16 protein-coding genes and 1 pseudogene are annotated in these 19,667 nt (G+C 37.2%); 4 read left to right on the plus strand and 13 right to left on the minus strand.

Translation table 11 applies throughout. From position 1 onward, the window contains the following. Positions 1-38 precede the first annotated feature (38 nt). The 6 genes from KSX81_RS10475 to KSX81_RS10500 form a co-directional block, all read right to left on the minus strand. Positions 39-458: a GtrA family protein gene (locus tag KSX81_RS10475; protein ID WP_004298272.1), complete on the minus strand. Its 420-nt coding sequence runs from the start codon at positions 456-458 to the stop codon at positions 39-41. Continuing rightward, on the minus strand, positions 442-1,398 hold the full coding sequence (locus KSX81_RS10480) for a glycosyltransferase family 2 protein (protein ID WP_004298273.1): 957 nt from the start codon (positions 1,396-1,398) through the stop codon (positions 442-444). Before KSX81_RS10480 ends, KSX81_RS10475 begins: the two co-directional genes overlap by 17 nt. Continuing rightward, on the minus strand, positions 1,395-2,198 hold the full coding sequence (locus KSX81_RS10485) for a polysaccharide deacetylase family protein (RefSeq protein ID WP_004298274.1): 804 nt from the start codon (positions 2,196-2,198) through the stop codon (positions 1,395-1,397). The genes KSX81_RS10480 and KSX81_RS10485 overlap by 4 nt, the downstream gene beginning before the upstream one ends. Positions 2,199-2,212: 14 nt before the next feature. Next, positions 2,213-4,048 (minus strand): ABC transporter ATP-binding protein, encoded by a 1,836-nt coding sequence (locus tag KSX81_RS10490; protein WP_004298275.1) that lies wholly within the window; start codon positions 4,046-4,048, stop codon positions 2,213-2,215. Between the two features lie 120 nt (positions 4,049-4,168). Next, a complete protein-coding gene (locus KSX81_RS10495; protein WP_004298276.1) occupies positions 4,169-5,302 on the minus strand; it encodes an AAA family ATPase in 1,134 nt (377 codons plus the stop codon). Between the two features lie 78 nt (positions 5,303-5,380). After that, on the minus strand, positions 5,381-7,462 hold the full coding sequence (locus KSX81_RS10500; protein ID WP_004298277.1) for a BT4734/BF3469 family protein: 2,082 nt from the start codon (positions 7,460-7,462) through the stop codon (positions 5,381-5,383). 606 nt (positions 7,463-8,068) lie between these two features. Between KSX81_RS10500 and KSX81_RS10505 the strand changes: the two genes are divergently transcribed. Next, positions 8,069-8,680: an HU family DNA-binding protein gene (locus tag KSX81_RS10505; protein ID WP_004298279.1), complete on the plus strand. Its 612-nt coding sequence runs from the start codon at positions 8,069-8,071 to the stop codon at positions 8,678-8,680. A gap of 171 nt (positions 8,681-8,851) precedes the next feature. Here the strand turns inward: KSX81_RS10505 and KSX81_RS10510 are convergent, their stop codons facing one another. The 3 genes and pseudogenes from KSX81_RS10510 to KSX81_RS10520 form a co-directional block, all read right to left on the minus strand. Next, positions 8,852-10,405 carry an ATP-binding protein gene (locus KSX81_RS10510; RefSeq protein WP_004298280.1) on the minus strand — a complete coding sequence of 518 codons (1,554 nt, stop codon included), beginning with the start codon at positions 10,403-10,405 and terminating at the stop codon, positions 8,852-8,854. Positions 10,406-10,450: 45 nt separating this feature from the next. Continuing rightward, a pseudogene (locus KSX81_RS10515) lies at positions 10,451-10,639 on the minus strand (ATP-binding protein); the annotation flags it as partial. Between the two features lie 168 nt (positions 10,640-10,807). Continuing rightward, positions 10,808-11,680 (minus strand): glycosyltransferase, encoded by an 873-nt coding sequence (locus KSX81_RS10520; protein ID WP_004298281.1) that lies wholly within the window; start codon positions 11,678-11,680, stop codon positions 10,808-10,810. A 384-nt stretch (positions 11,681-12,064) separates the two neighbouring features. Here KSX81_RS10520 and KSX81_RS10525 point away from each other — a divergent pair, with 384 nt between their 5' ends. Together KSX81_RS10525 and KSX81_RS10530 are read left to right on the plus strand one after the other, a co-directional pair. Beyond that, a complete protein-coding gene (locus tag KSX81_RS10525; protein WP_004322484.1) occupies positions 12,065-13,063 on the plus strand; it encodes a glycosyltransferase in 999 nt (332 codons plus the stop codon). Between the two features lie 313 nt (positions 13,064-13,376). Further along, a complete protein-coding gene (locus tag KSX81_RS10530; RefSeq protein WP_004298285.1) occupies positions 13,377-14,168 on the plus strand; it encodes a family 6 glucosyltransferase in 792 nt (263 codons plus the stop codon). 18 nt (positions 14,169-14,186) lie between these two features. On the opposite strand, the gene KSX81_RS10535 is transcribed toward KSX81_RS10530, so the two are convergent. From KSX81_RS10535 to KSX81_RS10545, 3 genes are all read right to left on the minus strand, one after another. Then, entirely contained in the window at positions 14,187-15,098 is a 912-nt protein-coding gene (locus tag KSX81_RS10535; RefSeq protein ID WP_004322485.1) for an alpha-1,2-fucosyltransferase, read from the minus strand. A gap of 119 nt (positions 15,099-15,217) precedes the next feature. Then, entirely contained in the window at positions 15,218-16,192 is a 975-nt protein-coding gene (locus tag KSX81_RS10540) for a glycosyltransferase family 2 protein (protein ID WP_004308033.1), read from the minus strand. 11 nt (positions 16,193-16,203) lie between these two features. Further along, positions 16,204-17,184 (minus strand): glycosyltransferase family 2 protein, encoded by a 981-nt coding sequence (locus tag KSX81_RS10545; RefSeq protein WP_004298288.1) that lies wholly within the window; start codon positions 17,182-17,184, stop codon positions 16,204-16,206. Positions 17,185-17,460: 276 nt separating this feature from the next. On the opposite strand from KSX81_RS10545, the gene KSX81_RS10550 reads away from it, so the two are divergent. Then, positions 17,461-18,402, plus strand: a complete 942-nt coding sequence (locus tag KSX81_RS10550; RefSeq protein WP_004298289.1) for a glycosyltransferase family 2 protein — start codon at positions 17,461-17,463, stop codon at positions 18,400-18,402. A gap of 93 nt (positions 18,403-18,495) precedes the next feature. On the opposite strand, the gene KSX81_RS10555 is transcribed toward KSX81_RS10550, so the two are convergent. Further along, positions 18,496-19,500: a glycosyltransferase gene (locus KSX81_RS10555; protein ID WP_004308031.1), complete on the minus strand. Its 1,005-nt coding sequence runs from the start codon at positions 19,498-19,500 to the stop codon at positions 18,496-18,498. Positions 19,501-19,667: the final 167 nt, after the last annotated feature.

The following is a 19,667-nucleotide window of genomic DNA, read 5'->3' on the forward strand; positions in this document are numbered from 1 at the left end:
TTTCTTTTTATGAATTAAATGAAAGGGATTGAATAGTGTTATTTCCTCCCTTTATAGATATAAACGAAATGAAGAATCAGGAAATTGATAGGCACCACGATAATCATTACCAGTATCGGTGCAAGCAGTTCACCCGCCCCTATCCAGAGGAAGAGATTCAGTAAGCCGATCTCAAGCAGGTAATTAATCAGATGACTAAAACCAAAGCCGATCGCATTATGCGAGGATGGTTTGGAACGAAAGGTGAAGAAAGTAGTCAGGAAGTAGTTGCAGACAAATCCTACAGCATAACCAGCCGTAAAGGAGATATTGGCATTCGCAACCAACAAGACCAGGCAATATACGCCGTAATGAATGGCTGAAGATATAGTGCCGACAACTCCAAAACGAACAAATTGCCAGAACTTATCCCGCCAATCCGGGTGCTTCTCAAGTATAGCCTTACTTATTCTGATCATCGTACAACACTTCTTCCACATTATAGAGCGGACGACGTTTTACCTCTTTATAAATCTTGCCAATATACAGTCCGACAGCTCCTATGGATAATAAAACAACCCCGCCAACAAACCAGATAGACAACATCAAAGAGGCCCAGCCATGTTCCGCAGTACCCGAAATCAATGCGTAAAGAACATAGATTCCAATCAAAATACTGATAAAAACAAAGATACCTCCCAGATAAACAATTCCGTAAATGGGCTTTACCGAGAAAGAGGTTATCCCGTCCAAAGCCAGACTGAACATCTTTCTCACTGTATATTTGGAAGTTCCGGCTGTCCGTTCCCGGATCACATCATCTACCGTAGTAGAAGGGAAACCCAGCAACGGGATAATACCACGCAGATAGACATTGCGTTCCTGATAATGAGACAACTTTTCCAGCACTCTCCGGCTTAGAAAACGAAAATCCGCATGATTGTAGATAGTCTCCACTCCCATCCTGTGCTGTAATTTATAAAAGGCTGTTGCAGAAAGACGTTTCAACACGGGGTCTGCCTGACGGGATACTTTCACTCCATATACAACATCATATCCTTGCATATAGGCATCGACCATCTCCTCAATCGCATTCAGATCATCCTGCAAATCGGCATCAATGGTAATAACGGCATCACTCCAGTCTTTAGCGGTCATCATACCGGCCATGATCGCATACTGATGTCCCACGTTCCGTGCCAGATTCATTCCTTTTATATAAGGATTCGTCCCGTGCAGTTTCTTAATGATGCTCCATGTACGATCTTTGCTGCCATCATTCACAAAGAGCACAAAGCTGTCGGCACTGATCTTTTCTTTCGCCACCAACTCATCAAACAAGGCTGTCAAACGGGCGGCCGAATCTTCCAACACTTCCTCCTCATTATAGCAGGGGGATACAATAGCCAATTTTATCATTTTTCGTCCGGTTTATTTAGTTCAGCCAGTTTTATCTGTGCAAATTCCGAGTAAGTCATAAAAGCATATCCTTTTTCTTTCAGTTTGCGGATAAGCACATCCAAACGTTCCTCCATTCCTTTACCGGAATGATTGCGGATAATAAAAGGCATCTTAAATTCAGGATGTTCACCCAACGGGTAGAATTCCCACGGGTGGAAATAAGTCACAAAATATCCGTCATGCTTCAATACCCGGTTTACCAGGAGTTGATACAGCCACATCGGCAGATTATGACAAGACAACCAGAATAGCGGGAAGCGAATCCACGGAGTTACAGAAGCCGGGATTTGAAGTAACTTACCCGTCATAAAGCAGGTACGGGGCTCCGACAAATGCATATATCTTCCGGGGATAAATGCGGGATTCAATGAGGAGTTATATACATACCCCATCCGTTCAAGTTCCGTATCTGATACGGGGAACATACGCGGCTGGCGATAACCTTGTATCGTCCTGCCGGTAAGACGTTCCAGAATTTCTTTTGAACGACTGACATCCGAAGCCTGTGGCTGCCAATGGTCACATCCATGCGCAGCAACTTCATGTCCTTCGTCCATAATGCGCCGCATCACTTCCGGCGCATTTTCTGCAAAATTGCTTGTACAAAAGAAAGTAGCTTTCACCCCGTTGTTTTTCAGGCAGTCCAGTATCCGATTTGTACCATAGACTGACACTTTCATTGCTTCATCCAACGGAAAGTCTACACCATGCTCACGAGGTACATCAAATTCTTCTGTATCAAAACTTAATAATATCATTGCAATATCAAGAATTACAACTGCTGCATATCATGCAGACGTTTATAGTAACCGTTTAACTCTATGAGTTCTTCATGCTTACCACGTTCCACAATCTCACCCTCATACAGTACACAGATTTCATCTGCATTCTTAATCGTAGAAAGACGGTGGGCAATAGCAATCGTCGTACGTGTTTTCATCAAACGTTCCAACGCTTCCTGTACAAGACGTTCTGATTCGGTATCCAAAGCAGAAGTAGCCTCATCAAGAATCAGAATCGGAGGATTCTTCAAAATAGCACGCGCAATACTGATACGCTGACGCTGACCACCGGACAATTTTCCGCCACGGTCACCGATATTCATATTATATCCTTCCGGTTTCTCCATAATGAAATCATGCGCATTGGCAATCTTCGCCGCCTCTACTACTTGTTCCATTGTCGCATTCTCCACACCAAAAGCAATGTTATTGAAGAATGTATCATTAAACAGAATAGCCTCCTGGTTTACATTACCAATCAAACTGCGCAAATCTGCAATACGTACATCACGAATACTTGTTCCGTCAATGGTAATATCACCTTCCTGCACATCGTGGTAACGCGGCAACAAATCGACTAATGTAGATTTACCGGATCCCGATTGGCCAACCAGTGCGATTGTTTTTCCTTTGGGAACTGTCAGGTTTACATGCTTCAACACCTCTCTTTTACCATCATAGCTGAAAGAGATATCTTTAAATTCGATTCTATCATTCAAACCTTTCAACGGTTTCGGATTCGGAATTTCCTTAATCTTATTCTCTGCCTTCAGGATTTTGTCCACACGTTCCATGGAAGCCAACCCTTTCGGAATGTTGTATCCCGCTTTAGCAAAGTCTTTCAATGGATTGATTACACTATATAAGATAACCATATAGAAGATGAATGTAGGAGCATCGATGGTTGCATTCTTTCCTAAAATCAATGTACCTCCAAACCACAATACAGCTACAATCAGAATCGTTCCTAAGAACTCACTCATCGGATGAGCCATAGCCTGACGTATAGCAACCTTGTTTGTCGCATCCCGGAGCTCGTTGCTACATTTGGTGAAGCGGTTAATCATTTTATCTTCCGCAATAAAAGCCTTGATGATGCGCAAGCCTCCCAGTGTTTCTTCTAATTGTGACATCGTATCACTCCACTTAGCCTGTGCTTCCAGTGATTGACGTTTCAGTTTTCTTCCGACGACTCCCATCAACCAACCCATTCCCGGTAATACAATGATAGTAAAAAGAGTCAACTGCCAACTAACCGTAACCAATGTCACAAAATATATAATAATCAGAATCGGGCTTTTCATCAACATATCCAATGAACTGGTAATGGAATTTTCCACTTCCCCCACATCACCACTCATACGAGCTATAATATCTCCCTTTCTTTCTTCCGAGAAGAAAGACATCGGCAGACGCATTACCTTAGCATACACCATAATACGAATATCACGTACCACTCCTGTACGTAATGGAATCATCACGGCTGAAGAAGCAAAGTAACAACCGGTTTTAAACAATGTCATCACCATCAGGAATAGTCCCAAGAAAATAAGAGCTACAGTGGGACCATTATCCACAATCATCTGAGAGATGTAATAATAGAAGTTATTCTTGGCAACATCTGCTAAATCGCCACTACCCCATTCCATAAAATGGTACACCTTATCTGCTCCTTCTGTTTTAAACAGAATACTCAAGATAGGAATCAAAAAAGTAAATGAGAACACATTGAATACAGCAGACAAAATATTCAGCAAAATAGCCCAGCCGATATACTTCTTATAAGGCGACACAAAACGTCGCATTAGTTGTAGAAATTCCTTCATTATTTACCATTAAAAAAGTTAAGACCGCAAAGATACAATAAAACAGATTAACAGGCAGCAGTTTCTATTAATTATTAACGCGATTTATCGAAAAGCCCTCTTCAATAAATGAAATATGACTTAATAATTCTCTTTCAGCCAAATACCCAAGAAACGATCATATATTTGACAAATACCCATTTCCTGAGTCACAAAATCCTTTTCCAGCAACCCTTTTAGTGCTGCCTGAACTGAACTAGCAGAAGCCAGTTTGTATTTTTTAATAAAAGTGCCGGAAGTGAGAGCTTTAGCCCTTCCTTCTTTAGTGATAGCAATTAGCAGTTCCTTTTGTTTCTCCGGCAAACGAAAAAGAATTTCCGAATAAGTATATCTGAATGAATCAATAATCTGCCGAATAGCCCCTGACACCATTCCCACTTTACAAACTCCGTACTCCGGGGTCATATCATAAAGTGTATTCAATACTTTTTGTATATACCATGTGATTCCTTCAAACTGTTGATAAACTGTGGTAACAGCACTTTCCTCTATTTCTTTGCCTGCACGTTTGAAATGCATACTTGCAAAACGAATATATTCTTCTAAAGGAATACTTTCCAAATGCATCATTGACACACTTTGATAAAAAGGTCTGGAAGGCGTCAAAAACATATTCCCCATCACATGTCGCTGGCTCCCGGCAAAAATGAAACGCGCATTATTACAATGCTGCACATAAGTCCGGAGAGTAGCCTCTACATTTTTCTCCACATATCCAGTAATCTGCTGAAATTCATCAATAGCAATCAAACAAGGCTTATCCGCTTGCTCTAAATACCGGAAGATTTCATCAAGCGTAGTAGCCGGAGCTTGTATATCTCCTAATCCCAGATTCAAAGAAGGCATACCATTCACATCAAAAGAGATACTAGCCTGCAAAGATTTTACACATTCCCAAAAGCCATGCAAAGCTTTCTTCCCCATAGGTTTCAGTACTTCCAAAATCTCCTTACTAAGTGCAAAGACCAAATCACGCAATGAACGGCTATCATATATATCAATAAAAAAGGTATAGTAACCCTGTTTAATTTCAGGAAACTGAAAGCAATGACGGATCAGCCCTGTTTTTCCCATTCGCCGGGTAGAGACAAGAGCCAAATTATTCCCATTCATCACCTCGCGCACCAACTGTTCGCTCTCAAAACGGCGATCGCAAAAATAATCAGCAGAGACATATCCGCTTGTTATAAAAGGATTTCTTATCATAGTCTTCATACATCTCACGTTATTACGCAAAGATAATTATTATAAAATAATAAAAGCCATCTACTATACATTATTTCATCATCATCCCTACTCAACAGGCACCACATGATAATAAACCCCACGCGTTTTCCTGAACGACTTTACACCCAATCTCTGCAAGAGACGTCCGAAATAATTAACTTGCCCGGAAGAAAACTTCATTTTACTTGCTTTTTGTATCCGTTGAAGGATATCCGCAGCAAGTAACCATTCTCCCTCTTCTTCCTCTTCCGCTGCCCGGTAATATACCTGAAACAATTGTTCAATCACCGGCGACTGTTCAAACTCCCGGTTAGCCTCCGTCATAATCGCCTCCTCTTTTTCATCAAACCAATAGCGCTCATTACTCCGCAATGCAGCCATTGCCTGTGCATATAACTGCTCATAATCAATAGGGCGGACCACATCTATCACTCCCGTCACCTCGACACCGATAAAACGGCGACTGCCGGAAGTATCCGTCAACAGATCCTTATGATTACTTGTGCCTATAAAAGAAGCGTACCGGCGGAGTTCCTCCACTGCCGAAGCATTCGGACGTCGCGTATTGACAACAGGCTTTTGCAGAATATGCTTGAGAAAAGACTGCTGACTGATGCCAATCTGATCGAACTCATCCATATTAATCAATAAAAAGCGATTCAAATACAGTTCAGCATCCCGTTTCCGACTGAAATCGATACTGTCCGTATAATATGCCTGTAAACATGGTGGTAAGATCAAGCGGCAAAATGTAGACTTACGATAAGCTTGCGGGCCTATCAATATAGGCGAAGTGCTATTCGCATGATTCTTACCCATCCCACGCCAATGTGCGACCATACTAAGAAACCAACGACGAAACAATTGAGTCCAATAAGGATGGTCACAAGGAACCCGTTTGGCTAAATTGCCAATATAATCCTTACCGTTCCAACGAGGAAGGTCATAAAGAAACTCTTCAATAGGTTGATAAACCGGTACATGATCCGAATTCAGGAAACGCACGACATCTTTATCCCAAAGTTTAAGCCCCTCATATTGTGCATTCATTGTAATGCTTGCCATCAACCGTTTATCCACCGGAAGAAAATAAAAATTAAAGCTATTCCGTTCGCGACATTCCACTTGTGACGTTAGTTGGTTGAAACGGAAATCATAACGCCGTTTCATAAACTCATCCATCTGCATGACAAATAATTGTTCCGGCAACAGGCTGCTCTTACTCGCAAATCCCTCTGAAGTCCGATATACATTCCGTACAGTCCCCCGAACCAATGTATCATCTTTTGGCAAACGATAATGCGCCCGACACCATCGCACCGTATCTTCTTCAGGAATACCGGCGCGAAAACAATACCCGGCCAGATTTATCAACAAAGACTGTTTATCACCTTCTTCCGGTTGATAACCATCCTCCTCATCCAGTGCACGTGCGAAGGCTGCTTCAAAAAGAACAGAAAGCGCATCACATCTTTCATACCCCGGTGCAAGCCGTTGCAATGGTGAAGTTTCCGTTTGCACCCGTTCACGATAAGTGGTTTCGCCCGGCATAGCCACAGGTTGTTTCATATAAATAGGCATCGCTTCGGGATTAAAATACAAATCCGGATCAAAAGTCCAGCGACAATATTGTTCCAATGAAGGTTCTTTCAGTTCGATATCAAAAGGAAGTTGGGGCTGATAGAATTTCACAGCCAACCGATAGGCGTGTGCATGAAAAAGCTCTGCCTGTTCACGGGTTTCCGGTAAAAGGTCATTGGGATAAGTAAAACGGACCCATATCTTCACTGACTTTCCGGAAGAACCGGTGAAAGCTAAATAAGTTTGCGGCAGCTCCCTCACCCGCTCTTTCACTTCATCCGCTTCCATATTCCCGGATAAGTTATTCACCTGAATCATCACAATTCCGTTGTATTCACTCATGGTCGTTATTCCGTCTTTGCGGAAAAAGGCCGCTGCAGGTATCACCTTCTGCACTTTCTGCACATAGTCATTTTTATCACCCGGAAGCATAAAAGGCAGGACTTCTCTCATTTTTGAAACAGACTGTGCTTTGGTTTCCACTTTCATTTGCTCTACGAGCTGTTCGATTCTTAACGTACGCATAGTGTTCACCTTGCCATCGTCTCTTACCAATGTTATTCTCATTGCTTAATTAATTTATTTGTCCTGCATGTGTTTGTAGGGCGATTATTACCACAGACAAATGTACGGTTAATATCCCGTATAAACAAATTTGACACCTCCCAAACGCACGTCCACTAGTAATGATTTGCAATTCTTATTCTCATATTCTCATAAGTTTCAGATAAAACACACAAAATCAGCATAGTACACCATGAGAAACGTTTTTAAATCCGGTATTTCTCATACTTTGTCTTTCATTTTTACTCAAAAATTGTCTATTTATCATAGTATTCCGGATCATTTCTCATAGTCAAATACCAACCATTCATTTCGCTCATTGGCCAACCTTATTTTACACAGCCCTCATCTATTATTTACATGTAAACAACCGTGTAATTATTTGTTTTTCAGTTAATAATGTCGTATCTTTGAAAGAGGATCTCAATCGTTTCACTACAGTGAACGGTTCTGTTCACTAGAGTAGAAAGATCTGTCTACTAGAGTGAAAAGAACCGTTCACTCTAGTGGAACGAACTAGCTGGTAGTTAAATAATAAAAGAATAAAGGCAAGATACACTAAGCGCATCAATTACATAATATATAAACAACCATTAAATTAGAACAAAGATGGCAATACAATTCGAGTTTTATAAGAATCCCCAACCGGAGAAAGAAGGAGAAGAACCTAGTTATCATCCACGGGTAGTCAACTTTCAACATGTGACTACTCAAAAATTGGCAAGAGAAATCCACATGGCAACCACTTTCGGAAAAGCGGAAGTAGAAGCCATGCTAATGGAATTGAGCAGATGCATGGGCAACCACCTATGCGAAGGAGAACGAGTACATCTGGATGGGATCGGCTATTTCCAGATTACATTGCAAGCGACCGAACCCGTGCACTCGCTTACCACCCGTGCAGATAAAGTGAAACTAAAATCCATTAACTTCCAGGCTGACAGGAATTTAAAGAGTTTGTGTATGAGTAGTCACTTACGACGTTCGAAATACAAGCCACATTCGGCTTCTCTTTCAGAAGAAGAGATCGACAAGAAACTCACTGCCTATTTTGCAACCCATCCTGTATTGACCCGTAGTAATATGCAGTCACTCTGTTGTTTTACCCAAAGCATGGCCAGCAGACAGATTCGTCGTCTAAAGGCACAAGGAAACTTACAGAATATAGGCAAACCCACACAGCCTATTTATGTACCAACTCCGGGGCATTATGAGAAATGATTTCAACGGGTATGAGAAATAAGCCAAATTAAGGTCTATTTGTGAATAAAGCTATGAGAAACACTAAATTTAAAATCATTTCTCATAGCTTACACCATTAACAATCTGACACTTAGGTCATATTTATGAGAACATGAGAAATGAATATTTTATATCCATTTCAGAGGCGCATCAATTCTCCACCAACCACTTTTCTATATTTCTTGTTTCAACACTAAAGTTAACGCCAATCTTGAAAAGTTTCCGCGAATCCGTTGCAAACGGACGAGCATAATGTTTATCCTCTATCTGCCGCAAAGCTTCTTCCGCCGTACCATTCAATTTAAATTCCATGATGTAGATAAATTTATCGGTCTGCAATACCATATCCACACGGCCCTCACTCGTATGATATTCCGCTTTTACATAGAAGCCTACCAGTTTACACACGATATATAGTACATTCTGATAATGTAATTCCAATTCGCGTGCTAGTTCATAAGGAATATCCGAAAAGAAACTTTGCAGACGGCGGAAAAAAGATTCGTAATCACCAGCACGTACCTCACGAACAAATTTTTGGATTTCAAAGGGAGATTCCACTTTATTGACGTTCGCATAATAAGGAAGCAGAAAACGGATAAATCCTTCCTCCACTTCACGATTAGGAAAACCTAAACGGTAAATACCAAATTCTTCATCATATCCCTTAATGGTGAGATATCCGCTCTGATAAATCACCGGAATAGGATTGGTAGATTCAGAATCCATACTGTTCAGTACCTGTTCATCGGTTTCTTCATGGGCCATCCGATGAAGGTCGTAATGGTGTTTCTTCAGCAATTCCACCAAATAAGTGGGAGTACCTGTTTCAAACCAGTAGCTTTTAAACTCATTCCTATCAAAAGCTAAAAGCAGACTGAAAGGATTGTACATTCCTTTGGAATTGTGCGTGAAATGATAGCCATCATACATTTCTTTCAACCTGGCACATATCTCTTCATACGTCACTCCCTGCACATTGGCAAATTCATGAAGTTCGGCATCCAGATTATCGTATAGCTCCTGTTCGCTCACACCACAAATATCTATATACTTATTCCACATTGAAATGTCATTCAGGTTATTCAAATCACTGAACACACTGACTTTACCGAACTTGGTAACTCCCGTCAACAAAGCAAACTTGATACACCCATCCTGACTTTTCAATGCGCCGTAGAAGGCTTTCAATGTATTGCGGAAACTCTTTTGCAAAACATCATCACCAATAGCCTGTAACATCGGCTTATCATACTCATCCACTAGGATCACCACACTTTGCCCCTCTTGCTGACAGGCACGCCTAATAATCCCCTCAAAACGCATCGCTAAAGATTTATCCGAGGGCTCTTCGCCATATATCTTCTCCCATTCCACCAACGCCCCATTCAGTTTATTCTCCAAACTTTCCGGAGTATCGTATTTTTCCGTATTAAGATCAAGATGTAATATAGGATATTTTACCCAATCTTTTTCCAGCTTCTCCATAGCCAGCCCTTCAAAGAGTTCCTGCTTTCCTTGAAAGTAAGCTTCAAGCGTAGAAATAAGCAGACTTTTGCCAAAACGGCGCGGCCGACTTAAGATATAGTAACTCCCGGTTTTCACCAATTGATAAATCAATGCCGTTTTATCAATATAAAAATAGCCACCTCTACGGAGTTTCTCAAAATTCTGTATACCAATAGGGTAAATCTTGCCACCCATATTTCAATCTGTTTAAGTTCACATCGTACAAATATACATATTATCTCAATATAAAAAACCAAATGTCCAAAGAGGAATCACATTCCGCATCCCGTACTCAATATCATCTTTCACGATATACGCATTCTCCACATCATGCACCTGCTTCTGCGATTTATTCTTCCCACCTACTTCAAAGGTATAACCACCTATTGTAAAATCAGAGACCTCTGATGTAGTTACCGGACGTACAACTCACAAAGTAGAAAGAAATTAAAAATGAACGATAAGAAGAAATGCCTAAGGCGATGCTTCCGCATCGCTGCACACGAATATAAGGATTTTTATTACAATAACAAGCGATAAACAATATTTCTTAAATGAAAAGCCGTGCTCCACTCAACATAAAGTGACACATTTTACCTAATAGATTAGTGACTGAAGCATTTTTTTATCACAGCAGTATCGCAATAAATATAGCTTCTCTGAGAATTTATAATAATGACTAGGCTTTCGATTATTCTCATTAATAATATAATTCATAGTTTGAAGATTGTTCTTCTCTAAAACTCTTCTTTCTTTTGCTGACACTGGATAACTTACTATCGGCAGACAGTTTTTCCATTTTGTGAAAAATATTCGTGCATTAGTCAGCCATTCATTATCTAGCTTTGAATTACTAATGTGCTCTATTAGAATATCATATACACATAATGATTTCAGTCCCAGCATATAAACCTGCAATGAGATATCAAGATCATAAAAATGAAATCCTTTGTAATTTATTTCATCAAATCTTATTTTATCAAAAACAGATTTCCTCATGCAAAAAAAACATCCATCCACTGCTACCACTTCTATGGCATTCGCATCTGCAATGGGTTTAAAGCAAGTATTATAAGTAATGGTTGGATCAGCTCTATTAGTGTCAATAGAATACTGGCAAATTGCATCCTTTCCTGCATCTGTACTTCCAGGTCCCCACCAAATACCCGGTATTTGACTAATAAAACGTGGTCCAGAAATTCCAATAAGCCCTACTTTCAAATCTCTGAAATGATTTATCAGAAGCTTTCCCCAATCACTAGTGTAATGTAAAATATCTTCATGCATAAAACATAGAAGTGGATATTGGCTCCTTTTGACCCCTTCGTTATAAGCACTAAATATATCATATTGACTTTTACTGTTATCAATACATATAATCTCATGAACAACCCCAACCGTATTCTCAATATTATCCTTCAATTCCTTAGAGATGGATTGAAACCTACTGCATATTATAATAGAAATCATATTTATTCAAATCAATTTTATATATTAAGATACTTTTATACGAATATCTCTAATTCATAAAAAAATAGTTCACAAAACTAAGGATAAAATCCTGTAAGGACAAACTTAGATTTAAAAAAATAAAAAACTCCAGACTTCCAAAGCTAACAGATAAATATAGAATGTAGATCATCCATCCTTAACTCTTCGAATTCAATTCTTCAGGAAAGAAAATCCTAACATATCACAATTATTTATCAAAACGTCTTAGTAAAAGTTTTTTTTGCTTATTTTTGTAAGATACAATACAATTCTAACAGTTTGGCAAGGACTATTGTATAACTTACAGTTATGATAGCTTTGAGAAACATATTAGTATAATTTATTTTATATATTCTATAAATTATGAAATGTTATATTTGTTTGACAGACTCTATTGTCAACAGAAAAGATTACTTTAACATGTTAAAGGTAACCTTAATTAGTGCTCGTAAAAACACATCTCTTCGATTAATTTGCCTATATGATGGTAAAATTGGCGATCCTGTTTACAACTTACTAAAAGATTTTAAAGTTGAGATCATCATCCATGAATTACCATATAAAAAGGAACTAATGGAAATATATTCTCACGAATGGATGGAAACAGAACTAGGAAAAGATATAGAATATAGTCGAATATTCGGCACATTCATGAGAATGGAGATTCCTATAATAGAAAAAGAAGACGAATATGTATTATACACCGATATGGACATAATCTTTAATGATGATATATTACTGAAAGATCTACCTCATCCTGCTTATTTAGCTGCTGCTCCCGAATTTGAACGCGATACAAAAAGAATGAGTTATTTCAATGCTGGAATATTAGTCATGAACATCCAAGGAATGAGAATCAAATATCAGCAATTTGTAGAGATGATGAAAAAAAGGCAAAGATCTACTTCAGGACTTTTTGATCAAGGGTACTTAAACGAGCTGTGTTTCAAGGACATGGAAATTTTACCTATTGAATATAACTGGAAACCGTACTGGGGAATTAATGGGAATGCTAAGCTTATCCATTTTCATGGAATGAAACCATGCAGCAACCTCGAAGAAGCAGGATTTGACACCAGAGAATCATTCTTTCGGACTATATTTGACAATAACAGTCAAGGCTATGCAGGGTATATATACTATTTTATTCTCTTTTTTAATTACCTAGGTCAAAAACAAGACCAATGGTTATGCTATCATTTACAATACATCCTTGACCTATATAAAAAACCTTTAATAGCCCTTGCACAAAAAACAGACTATAAACCAAAATACAGAAAATACAAACGTCTATACTCAATATTCGTAAGTATCTCTATACTATTAGCAATTCTACTACTTACTGCTTTATTTTTAGTATAATCAATATAAATAACACTCTCAAATGGACAAAACCGAAGGTCTAAAATTAAAACAATAAACATGAGAATTGGTATATTATATGTTTGCACTGGAAAAAACTTGCAAAGATACAGAGTAAGAACTATAGAAAAAACGGGGTTCACCGAATGCTTACTACCCATTTGCAAGACACTCATGACCAGAAATAAATAGAATTTACTTTTAAAAAGCTCCTGCTACCGGTAATTCACAGAAAATAAAAACACCTCAAACAAATAATATAAAATAAATCTTTATATATTTGCCAATAATATGAATCAAAGCAATAAATAAAATGAGAATTGGTATATTATATATCTGTACTGGCAAATATGACATTTTTTGGAAAGACTTTTATCTAAGCGCAGAACGTTATTTTATGCAAGACCAATCTTTCATTATCGAGTATTATGTATTTACTGATAGTCCTAAACTATATGACGAAGAAAACAACAAACATATTCACCGGATCAAACAAAAGAATTTAGGATGGCCTGACAACACATTAAAACGTTTCCATATATTCCTTCGTATCAAGGAACAGTTAGAGCGAGAAACCGACTATCTATTTTTCTTCAATGCCAATCTCTTATTCACCAGTCCTATTGGCAAAGAAATTCTACCACCATCAGATAGTAACGGATTACTAGGAACTATGCACCCTGGATTCTACAATAAACCGAACTCCGAATTTACATACGAGCGAAGAGATGCTTCTACTGCCTATATCCCAGAGGGAGAAGGTCGATATTATTACGCTGGAGGGCTTTCAGGTGGATGTACAAAGGCCTACTTGAAACTCTGCACAACAATTTGCTCATGGGTTGACAGAGATGCCACAAACCATATAATACCAATTTGGCACGACGAATCTCTAATCAATAAATACTTTTTAGATAATCCACCAGCTATTACATTGTCCCCTGCATATCTATACCCAGAAGGTTGGCTCCTTCCTTTTGAACCAATAATCCTCATTCGAGACAAAAATAAACCCCAATATGGCGGGCATGAATTATTGCGAAGAAAAAACTCTTTATGGGAAAGGATTAAGCTAATCTGCCAAAAATTTAAATCGGCTGATTAGTTATCCAATTTTTCTCTATTATAAAAATACAGAATTATGGAAAACTCCTTTCCACTGATATTCAACTTTATCATCACAAAGAATCACTATTTTATCTGCACTATCTCTCAATAAAGCACCATACTTTCCCAAAGTACCTTTACTTGTTATCTGATGTTTGCAATAAGCTATCAAAAACAAATCCATATACCCCTTATCTGAACCATTTATATCCACCACCTTGTAATTCTCATTTGCAAATTCAAGATAGGGAATAAGTTCTGATGCCACCCATTCCGGCTCATCTGAGAAAAAGTAAAAAAAAGGCATAACAGTCTCTTTTTCCATATAATCAACAGCCCTTTTAAAATAGCTCAAAGAAGCAGGCTTCCCATACGCTCGAACTTCAACACTTAAATCACCCCGTCGAACATGCACTGCTACAGGATTGATATTCTGTTTTATTTCTGACATTAACATTTTGCTACCCTCATCAAATATTTCAGATGAGATTCTATAAGTAGACATAAATGCGGGTACCCAAATATTTATCGGCAAATGATAATATCCACCTAAATAAATAGGGGGATTTTTTTCCAAAAATGAAAAATCATCTATCCATTCCGATGTATTATTCCCAACATAATAAAAATGTCTCTTATAATAGGAGATTTCGAACTCTGTTGCAATTGTCAGCCCCAAATAAGGAAACACTTTCAACAAATCAAAATTGCGGGCAAATTTATAATCCATGTCACTTCCCCATTCCTTATAAAAGGATAGATCATACACAACCTTACATCCACGCTTTCTAAAAAATTCTCCCAACAAATATTGGAGCATTTGAGAACAAATACCACCATCCATCAACACTACAACCTTAGGAGTAACTAAGCGAGCCTTCAACATTCTTTTATAACAACTTCTTTGCCACCTTCTAATAATACTCATTTCTTTATATCTTATTTTACCAACTATACTGCAACAGATTCAAATCCTCCAACCAGCTAGATTATAAGCGATAAACAATATATGCTTCATTTCTCAACGCCTTAATTTATCTGAGCACATTACAGTTTATGGCGCATATTATAATATCTAAGTTTCAAATCTCCCCAGAAACCTGATACTCTATAAGCATTCACAATCTTACGTTCTCTTTTTGACAAGTTGTTTATTAAACAAGGATAGGATTCCATTTCATTAACAAGCCGTTTCATTTCCTTCCTAATATCAGCAAAACGTTTCCAATAAATTCTTCTAAAGGCATTTTCAAGATGGAAATGAGCAAGTGCTTCCTTCATCTCTTCCCTCAACCCTTTTTTATCAATATAATTTTCAATCCATATTGTATAATTCACAAAGTCTCCATACTTTTTATCATCAAAAGTTGCTGGATGTGACATTGACGTATTGGTAAAATTATAGTCAATAATTATATAATCAACTGAAACGACTTTTTGTAAGTATAACAATAATTGTGTGGAAAGAACGACATCTTCACCAAATGATATATCTGGCCTTTCTATTTCATTCTGATATAATGATCGAAGATGAAATTTTGACCATACACACCAATAAGCCTTTTTTAAAAGAATATTTTTCAAAAACTCCACGCCTGACAACTCTACAAAATCAAAAAAAGTTGATTTATGAAACTCTCCATCATAGCAAAACATAAAAGGGGCCACTACCATATCCGCTTGCGTTTCCTCTGCTTTAGCAACCAGCCTAGTTATTGCATCCTCATGCATAATATCATCACTATCTAAATATTGGATATATTTGCCAGTAGCAATATCTATACCCGATTTACGCGCCTGCACTAATCCTTCGTTTTGTTTATTAAATACAACAATCCGGGGATCTTCAGCCGCATACGTCTTTATTATATCTAAACTATCATCTGTACTTCCATCATTCACTACAACAATTTCAAGATTAGTATACGTTTGATTAATAACACTCTGCAACGTTTTAGTTATCGAATTGTGCGCATTATAAACAGGAATAATAACCGAAACTAAAGGGTATTCTTTTTCCATTATATCATTTTTTAATTCTTTTTCTTGGCAAAGTGAGTCCAATAATAAATTGGCCAAAAATAAGTTATCTTACGTAATCGTTTATAATATTTAGAAGACAATTCTTTTCTTGACAAAAAACGCCATCTACTCAACTTGTTCCTCATATCTTTAATTTCAACAGGATACGACTGATGATTAGGATCCGTCATAAACCCTTGAAAATGATTAAAGCAATTTTCCACAATCACATTGACGGCATCAAACCAATCTCTACCTTCAAACAACCGCCGCTCCTTTGCAAACTCCAATCTTGAATATTCAGCCAAGAAATAATGATAACGTTTTATAGGATTGATTGTATGGCAAATACTATCACCTCTCTGTATATAATGATAATAAGCAGCATCAATCCAAACTATTTTATCGCAAATACTTATCCAGCGATAAATAGTCGCATGATCCTCAAAAAACATACCTACAGGAAAGCGATAAGAATCAAAAAAAATCTTATCAAAAAGTTTAGTACAAGCTGAACTACTTACTCTCTCAAAAATAATATCTCGCTGAACATCTTGACTAGTACGTACATACACATTAGCTGTATTAGGATACATTTGTTCTATACGGCCATCTTCATACTCAAAGCAAAAGTTGCAATATACCATATAAACTTTGTTCTGTACCATGACTGACAACATGTTTTCATACATTGTCGGTTCAATATAATCATCGCTATCTATAAACCCAATATATGGAGCAGTCGCTATTTCAATTCCTGCATTACGAGCTATAGATAAACCTGCCTCATCAAGATGCAACACTTTTACTCTAGAATCAATATTAGCATATTCATCACAAATAGAAGGGGAATCATCGGTCGACAAATTATCCACTAATATGATTTCTATATCTTTCAACGTCTGATTACGTACAGACTCTATACAACGTCGCAAATACGGAGCTGTATTATGAACAGGGATGATAACGCTTACCGAGTATTGAGATTCCATATTTGAATATTCATTTTCTACTTGCAAAAATAAGGAATAATATCCATAGGAAGTATCTAAAAAGAGATTGTTTACAAATAGAGCAGAATTTCACGCTTACAATTAACCATTATTAACAATACGTATATATAACTGAAAAGCCAAAAGAAAAAATTCTATGGGGTATTTTGCATTCAGCAACTTGCTAGTATAGTTTTCCATCACAAAAGTTTGCAAATACAATATTTAAACAAACTGAATGTGTATATTTGCAAAACCTAATTGATAGCAATAAAAATGAAAAAATTAGCAATTATTATACCAGCTTATAAACCACGTTTTTTGCAAGAAACACTTGATTCTATCGCTAAACAAAACAATCACGAATTTACCGTATATATTGGTGATGATGCAAGTCCCTACCCATTAGAGACCATAGTAGATCGTTACAAGAACAAGTTTGACATTATATATCATCGTTTTGAACAAAACATGGGCAAAAAAGACCTACCCGGTCATTGGGAACGATGTATATTATTGTCAGCAGAAGAACTTATATGGCTTTTTTCAGATGACGACTTAATGCCCTTTGACGGAGTAGCACGTATAATTCGAGCCTCACAAAAACATTCTGAAGGAAAATATATATTCCGTTTTCCTTTAGAAGTCGTTGACGAGTATGGTAAACTAAAGTATAAAAACCCTCCTTTTAAAACCGATTTAACTTCTGGATATGAATTCCTATTAGATAAATTATCTGGGAAAATTAGTTCTGCCGCCTGTGAGTATGTATTTAGCCGAACAGTATGGGAGCAAACGGGAGGATTTATTAAATTCCCTTTGGCTTGGTGCACCGATGATGCAACATGGGCTAAATTTGCAGAATTTACAGGAGGAATCATATCTTTACCAGGCAATCCTGTCAGCTGGAGAAATGCTGAAGGAGAGAATATATCAAACTCCACTCATTTCAATAAAGAAAAGATTAGAGCAACAATACTTTTCATGGAATGGATTAGTATAAACTACCATTCCCATCTTCACGAAAGAAAATTCAAAAAAGCAATCAAACGTTATATATATAAATTCCTACAGCATTCGCTAAAAAACGACTTTAGCTTACACGACCTTTTACTTTTATGCAACGCTCTAAGAAAACTCACACTAAATGTATCTTTGCTAGTTTTAGTTCATCATGTTGGGAAGAAAATAAAAAGGCAATTAACTCGCAATAAATAAATTGCCTTATATTTTTGAATTTAAGGAATACCCTTGCTAACAATATCCTTTAAGAATTTTACTATAATAACTGTAAACGGCCATACTCTTCAATTACTTCAATAGAGATGACAAGCTAACACAATAATTATCGATAGAAAACTGCTGTGCTTTTTTCAAAGACATTTTTTTTAACGAATTGAGCAACTCTCGATCATTTGCTAAGATCATAATATTCTTTATAAAATCATCGGGAGAAGAACAGAAACATGCATTAGTCTCATCGCAATAGTCCCGTATAGATCCAACATCACTAACCACCATCGCCAATCCTGTTGCCATTGAAGTACAAATTACATTACTTCCAATAGTATCCTTCATCACATTTAATGAAATATCAGAATCATTCATATAATGCTTTAATTCCGCCTCCGGAACATACCCCACCAATGTTGCATTCTTTAAACCTGAAAACAAATAATCAATATTCTCCCGCCCTTTGCATATATAAAAATGAATTTGCGGAAGTCTTGAAACAATATAAGCAATCTGTTCAAAGTCACGTGCCAAAGCACCCATTACTATTACCTTGACATCACCACCTCTGTTATAAAGATTTGCAGAAGGAGTATAATAATTATTATCGACATAATGAAAGGAAGTATAAACATTCTCTATTCCTAAATTATTGAGATAGCATGTCAAACTACTTCCCAATGTTACAATTTCTGTAACAAATCGCGAACTCTTCTTTATTTGTGCTTTCGAATATCGCCTTTCCAATTTTTCAGGAACAAGATGCACCATAGCATATATAGGTGCTTTAGGACATATAAAGCGTATTATTTTTGCAAACAATATTTGATATGAATCTCTATGTAAATATTCAGTAAGAACAAACTTATCTCCTGATTTATATGTCATTGCTAATTTAAGTGCCGTAAAAAGCACAGAGATTTTCTTCCCCTTTTTTCCCTTATCCAAAAAACGCCTACCCATATTGAAAGTATACATTTTATACAATTCAGGATTTCTTTTTTGAATATATTCATAAAGATACCTCATTCCTGTATGATTACCAGATGTTGAAGGCCAATCATAACAAATAATATATATCATATTATTAAAATTTAAATTAAAGAACAATAGTCTTAAACAATAGAGGAATTGCAGAATTTACATCAGTCCCATTATTTAGACAAACACAATATTCTGAACAAAGGTAATGAAAATAATCCAAAGTTTTATTCTAATGAAATTATTCTTTCTATATATAGGGCAAGCTC

Source organism: Bacteroides sp. MSK.18.37, from assembly GCF_019129155.2.
Taxonomy (GTDB): Bacteria; Bacteroidota; Bacteroidia; order Bacteroidales; family Bacteroidaceae; genus Bacteroides; species Bacteroides ovatus.

Bases quoted from the DNA above. Each gene is read 5' to 3' on its own strand.
- KSX81_RS10485 (WP_004298274.1), bottom strand. From the start codon at position 2,198: ATGATATTATTAAGTTTTGATACAGAAGAATTTGATGTACCTCGTGAG.
- KSX81_RS10505 (WP_004298279.1), top strand. From the start codon at position 8,069: ATGGCAATACAATTCGAGTTTTATAAGAATCCCCAACCGGAGAAAGAA.
- KSX81_RS10545 (WP_004298288.1), bottom strand. From the start codon at position 17,184: ATGGAATCTCAATACTCGGTAAGCGTTATCATCCCTGTTCATAATACA.
- KSX81_RS10540 (WP_004308033.1), bottom strand. From the start codon at position 16,192: ATGGAAAAAGAATACCCTTTAGTTTCGGTTATTATTCCTGTTTATAAT.
- KSX81_RS10475 (WP_004298272.1), bottom strand. From the start codon at position 458: ATGATCAGAATAAGTAAGGCTATACTTGAGAAGCACCCGGATTGGCGG.
- KSX81_RS10535 (WP_004322485.1), bottom strand. From the start codon at position 15,098: ATGAGTATTATTAGAAGGTGGCAAAGAAGTTGTTATAAAAGAATGTTG.
- KSX81_RS10555 (WP_004308031.1), bottom strand. From the start codon at position 19,500: ATGATATATATTATTTGTTATGATTGGCCTTCAACATCTGGTAATCAT.
- KSX81_RS10525 (WP_004322484.1), top strand. From the start codon at position 12,065: ATGAAATGTTATATTTGTTTGACAGACTCTATTGTCAACAGAAAAGAT.
- KSX81_RS10480 (WP_004298273.1), bottom strand. From the start codon at position 1,398: ATGATAAAATTGGCTATTGTATCCCCCTGCTATAATGAGGAGGAAGTG.
- KSX81_RS10495 (WP_004298276.1), bottom strand. From the start codon at position 5,302: ATGAAGACTATGATAAGAAATCCTTTTATAACAAGCGGATATGTCTCT.
- KSX81_RS10530 (WP_004298285.1), top strand. From the start codon at position 13,377: ATGAGAATTGGTATATTATATATCTGTACTGGCAAATATGACATTTTT.
- KSX81_RS10500 (WP_004298277.1), bottom strand. From the start codon at position 7,462: ATGAGAATAACATTGGTAAGAGACGATGGCAAGGTGAACACTATGCGT.
- KSX81_RS10520 (WP_004298281.1), bottom strand. From the start codon at position 11,680: ATGATTTCTATTATAATATGCAGTAGGTTTCAATCCATCTCTAAGGAA.
- KSX81_RS10490 (WP_004298275.1), bottom strand. From the start codon at position 4,048: ATGAAGGAATTTCTACAACTAATGCGACGTTTTGTGTCGCCTTATAAG.
- KSX81_RS10510 (WP_004298280.1), bottom strand. From the start codon at position 10,405: ATGGGTGGCAAGATTTACCCTATTGGTATACAGAATTTTGAGAAACTC.
- KSX81_RS10550 (WP_004298289.1), top strand. From the start codon at position 17,461: ATGAAAAAATTAGCAATTATTATACCAGCTTATAAACCACGTTTTTTG.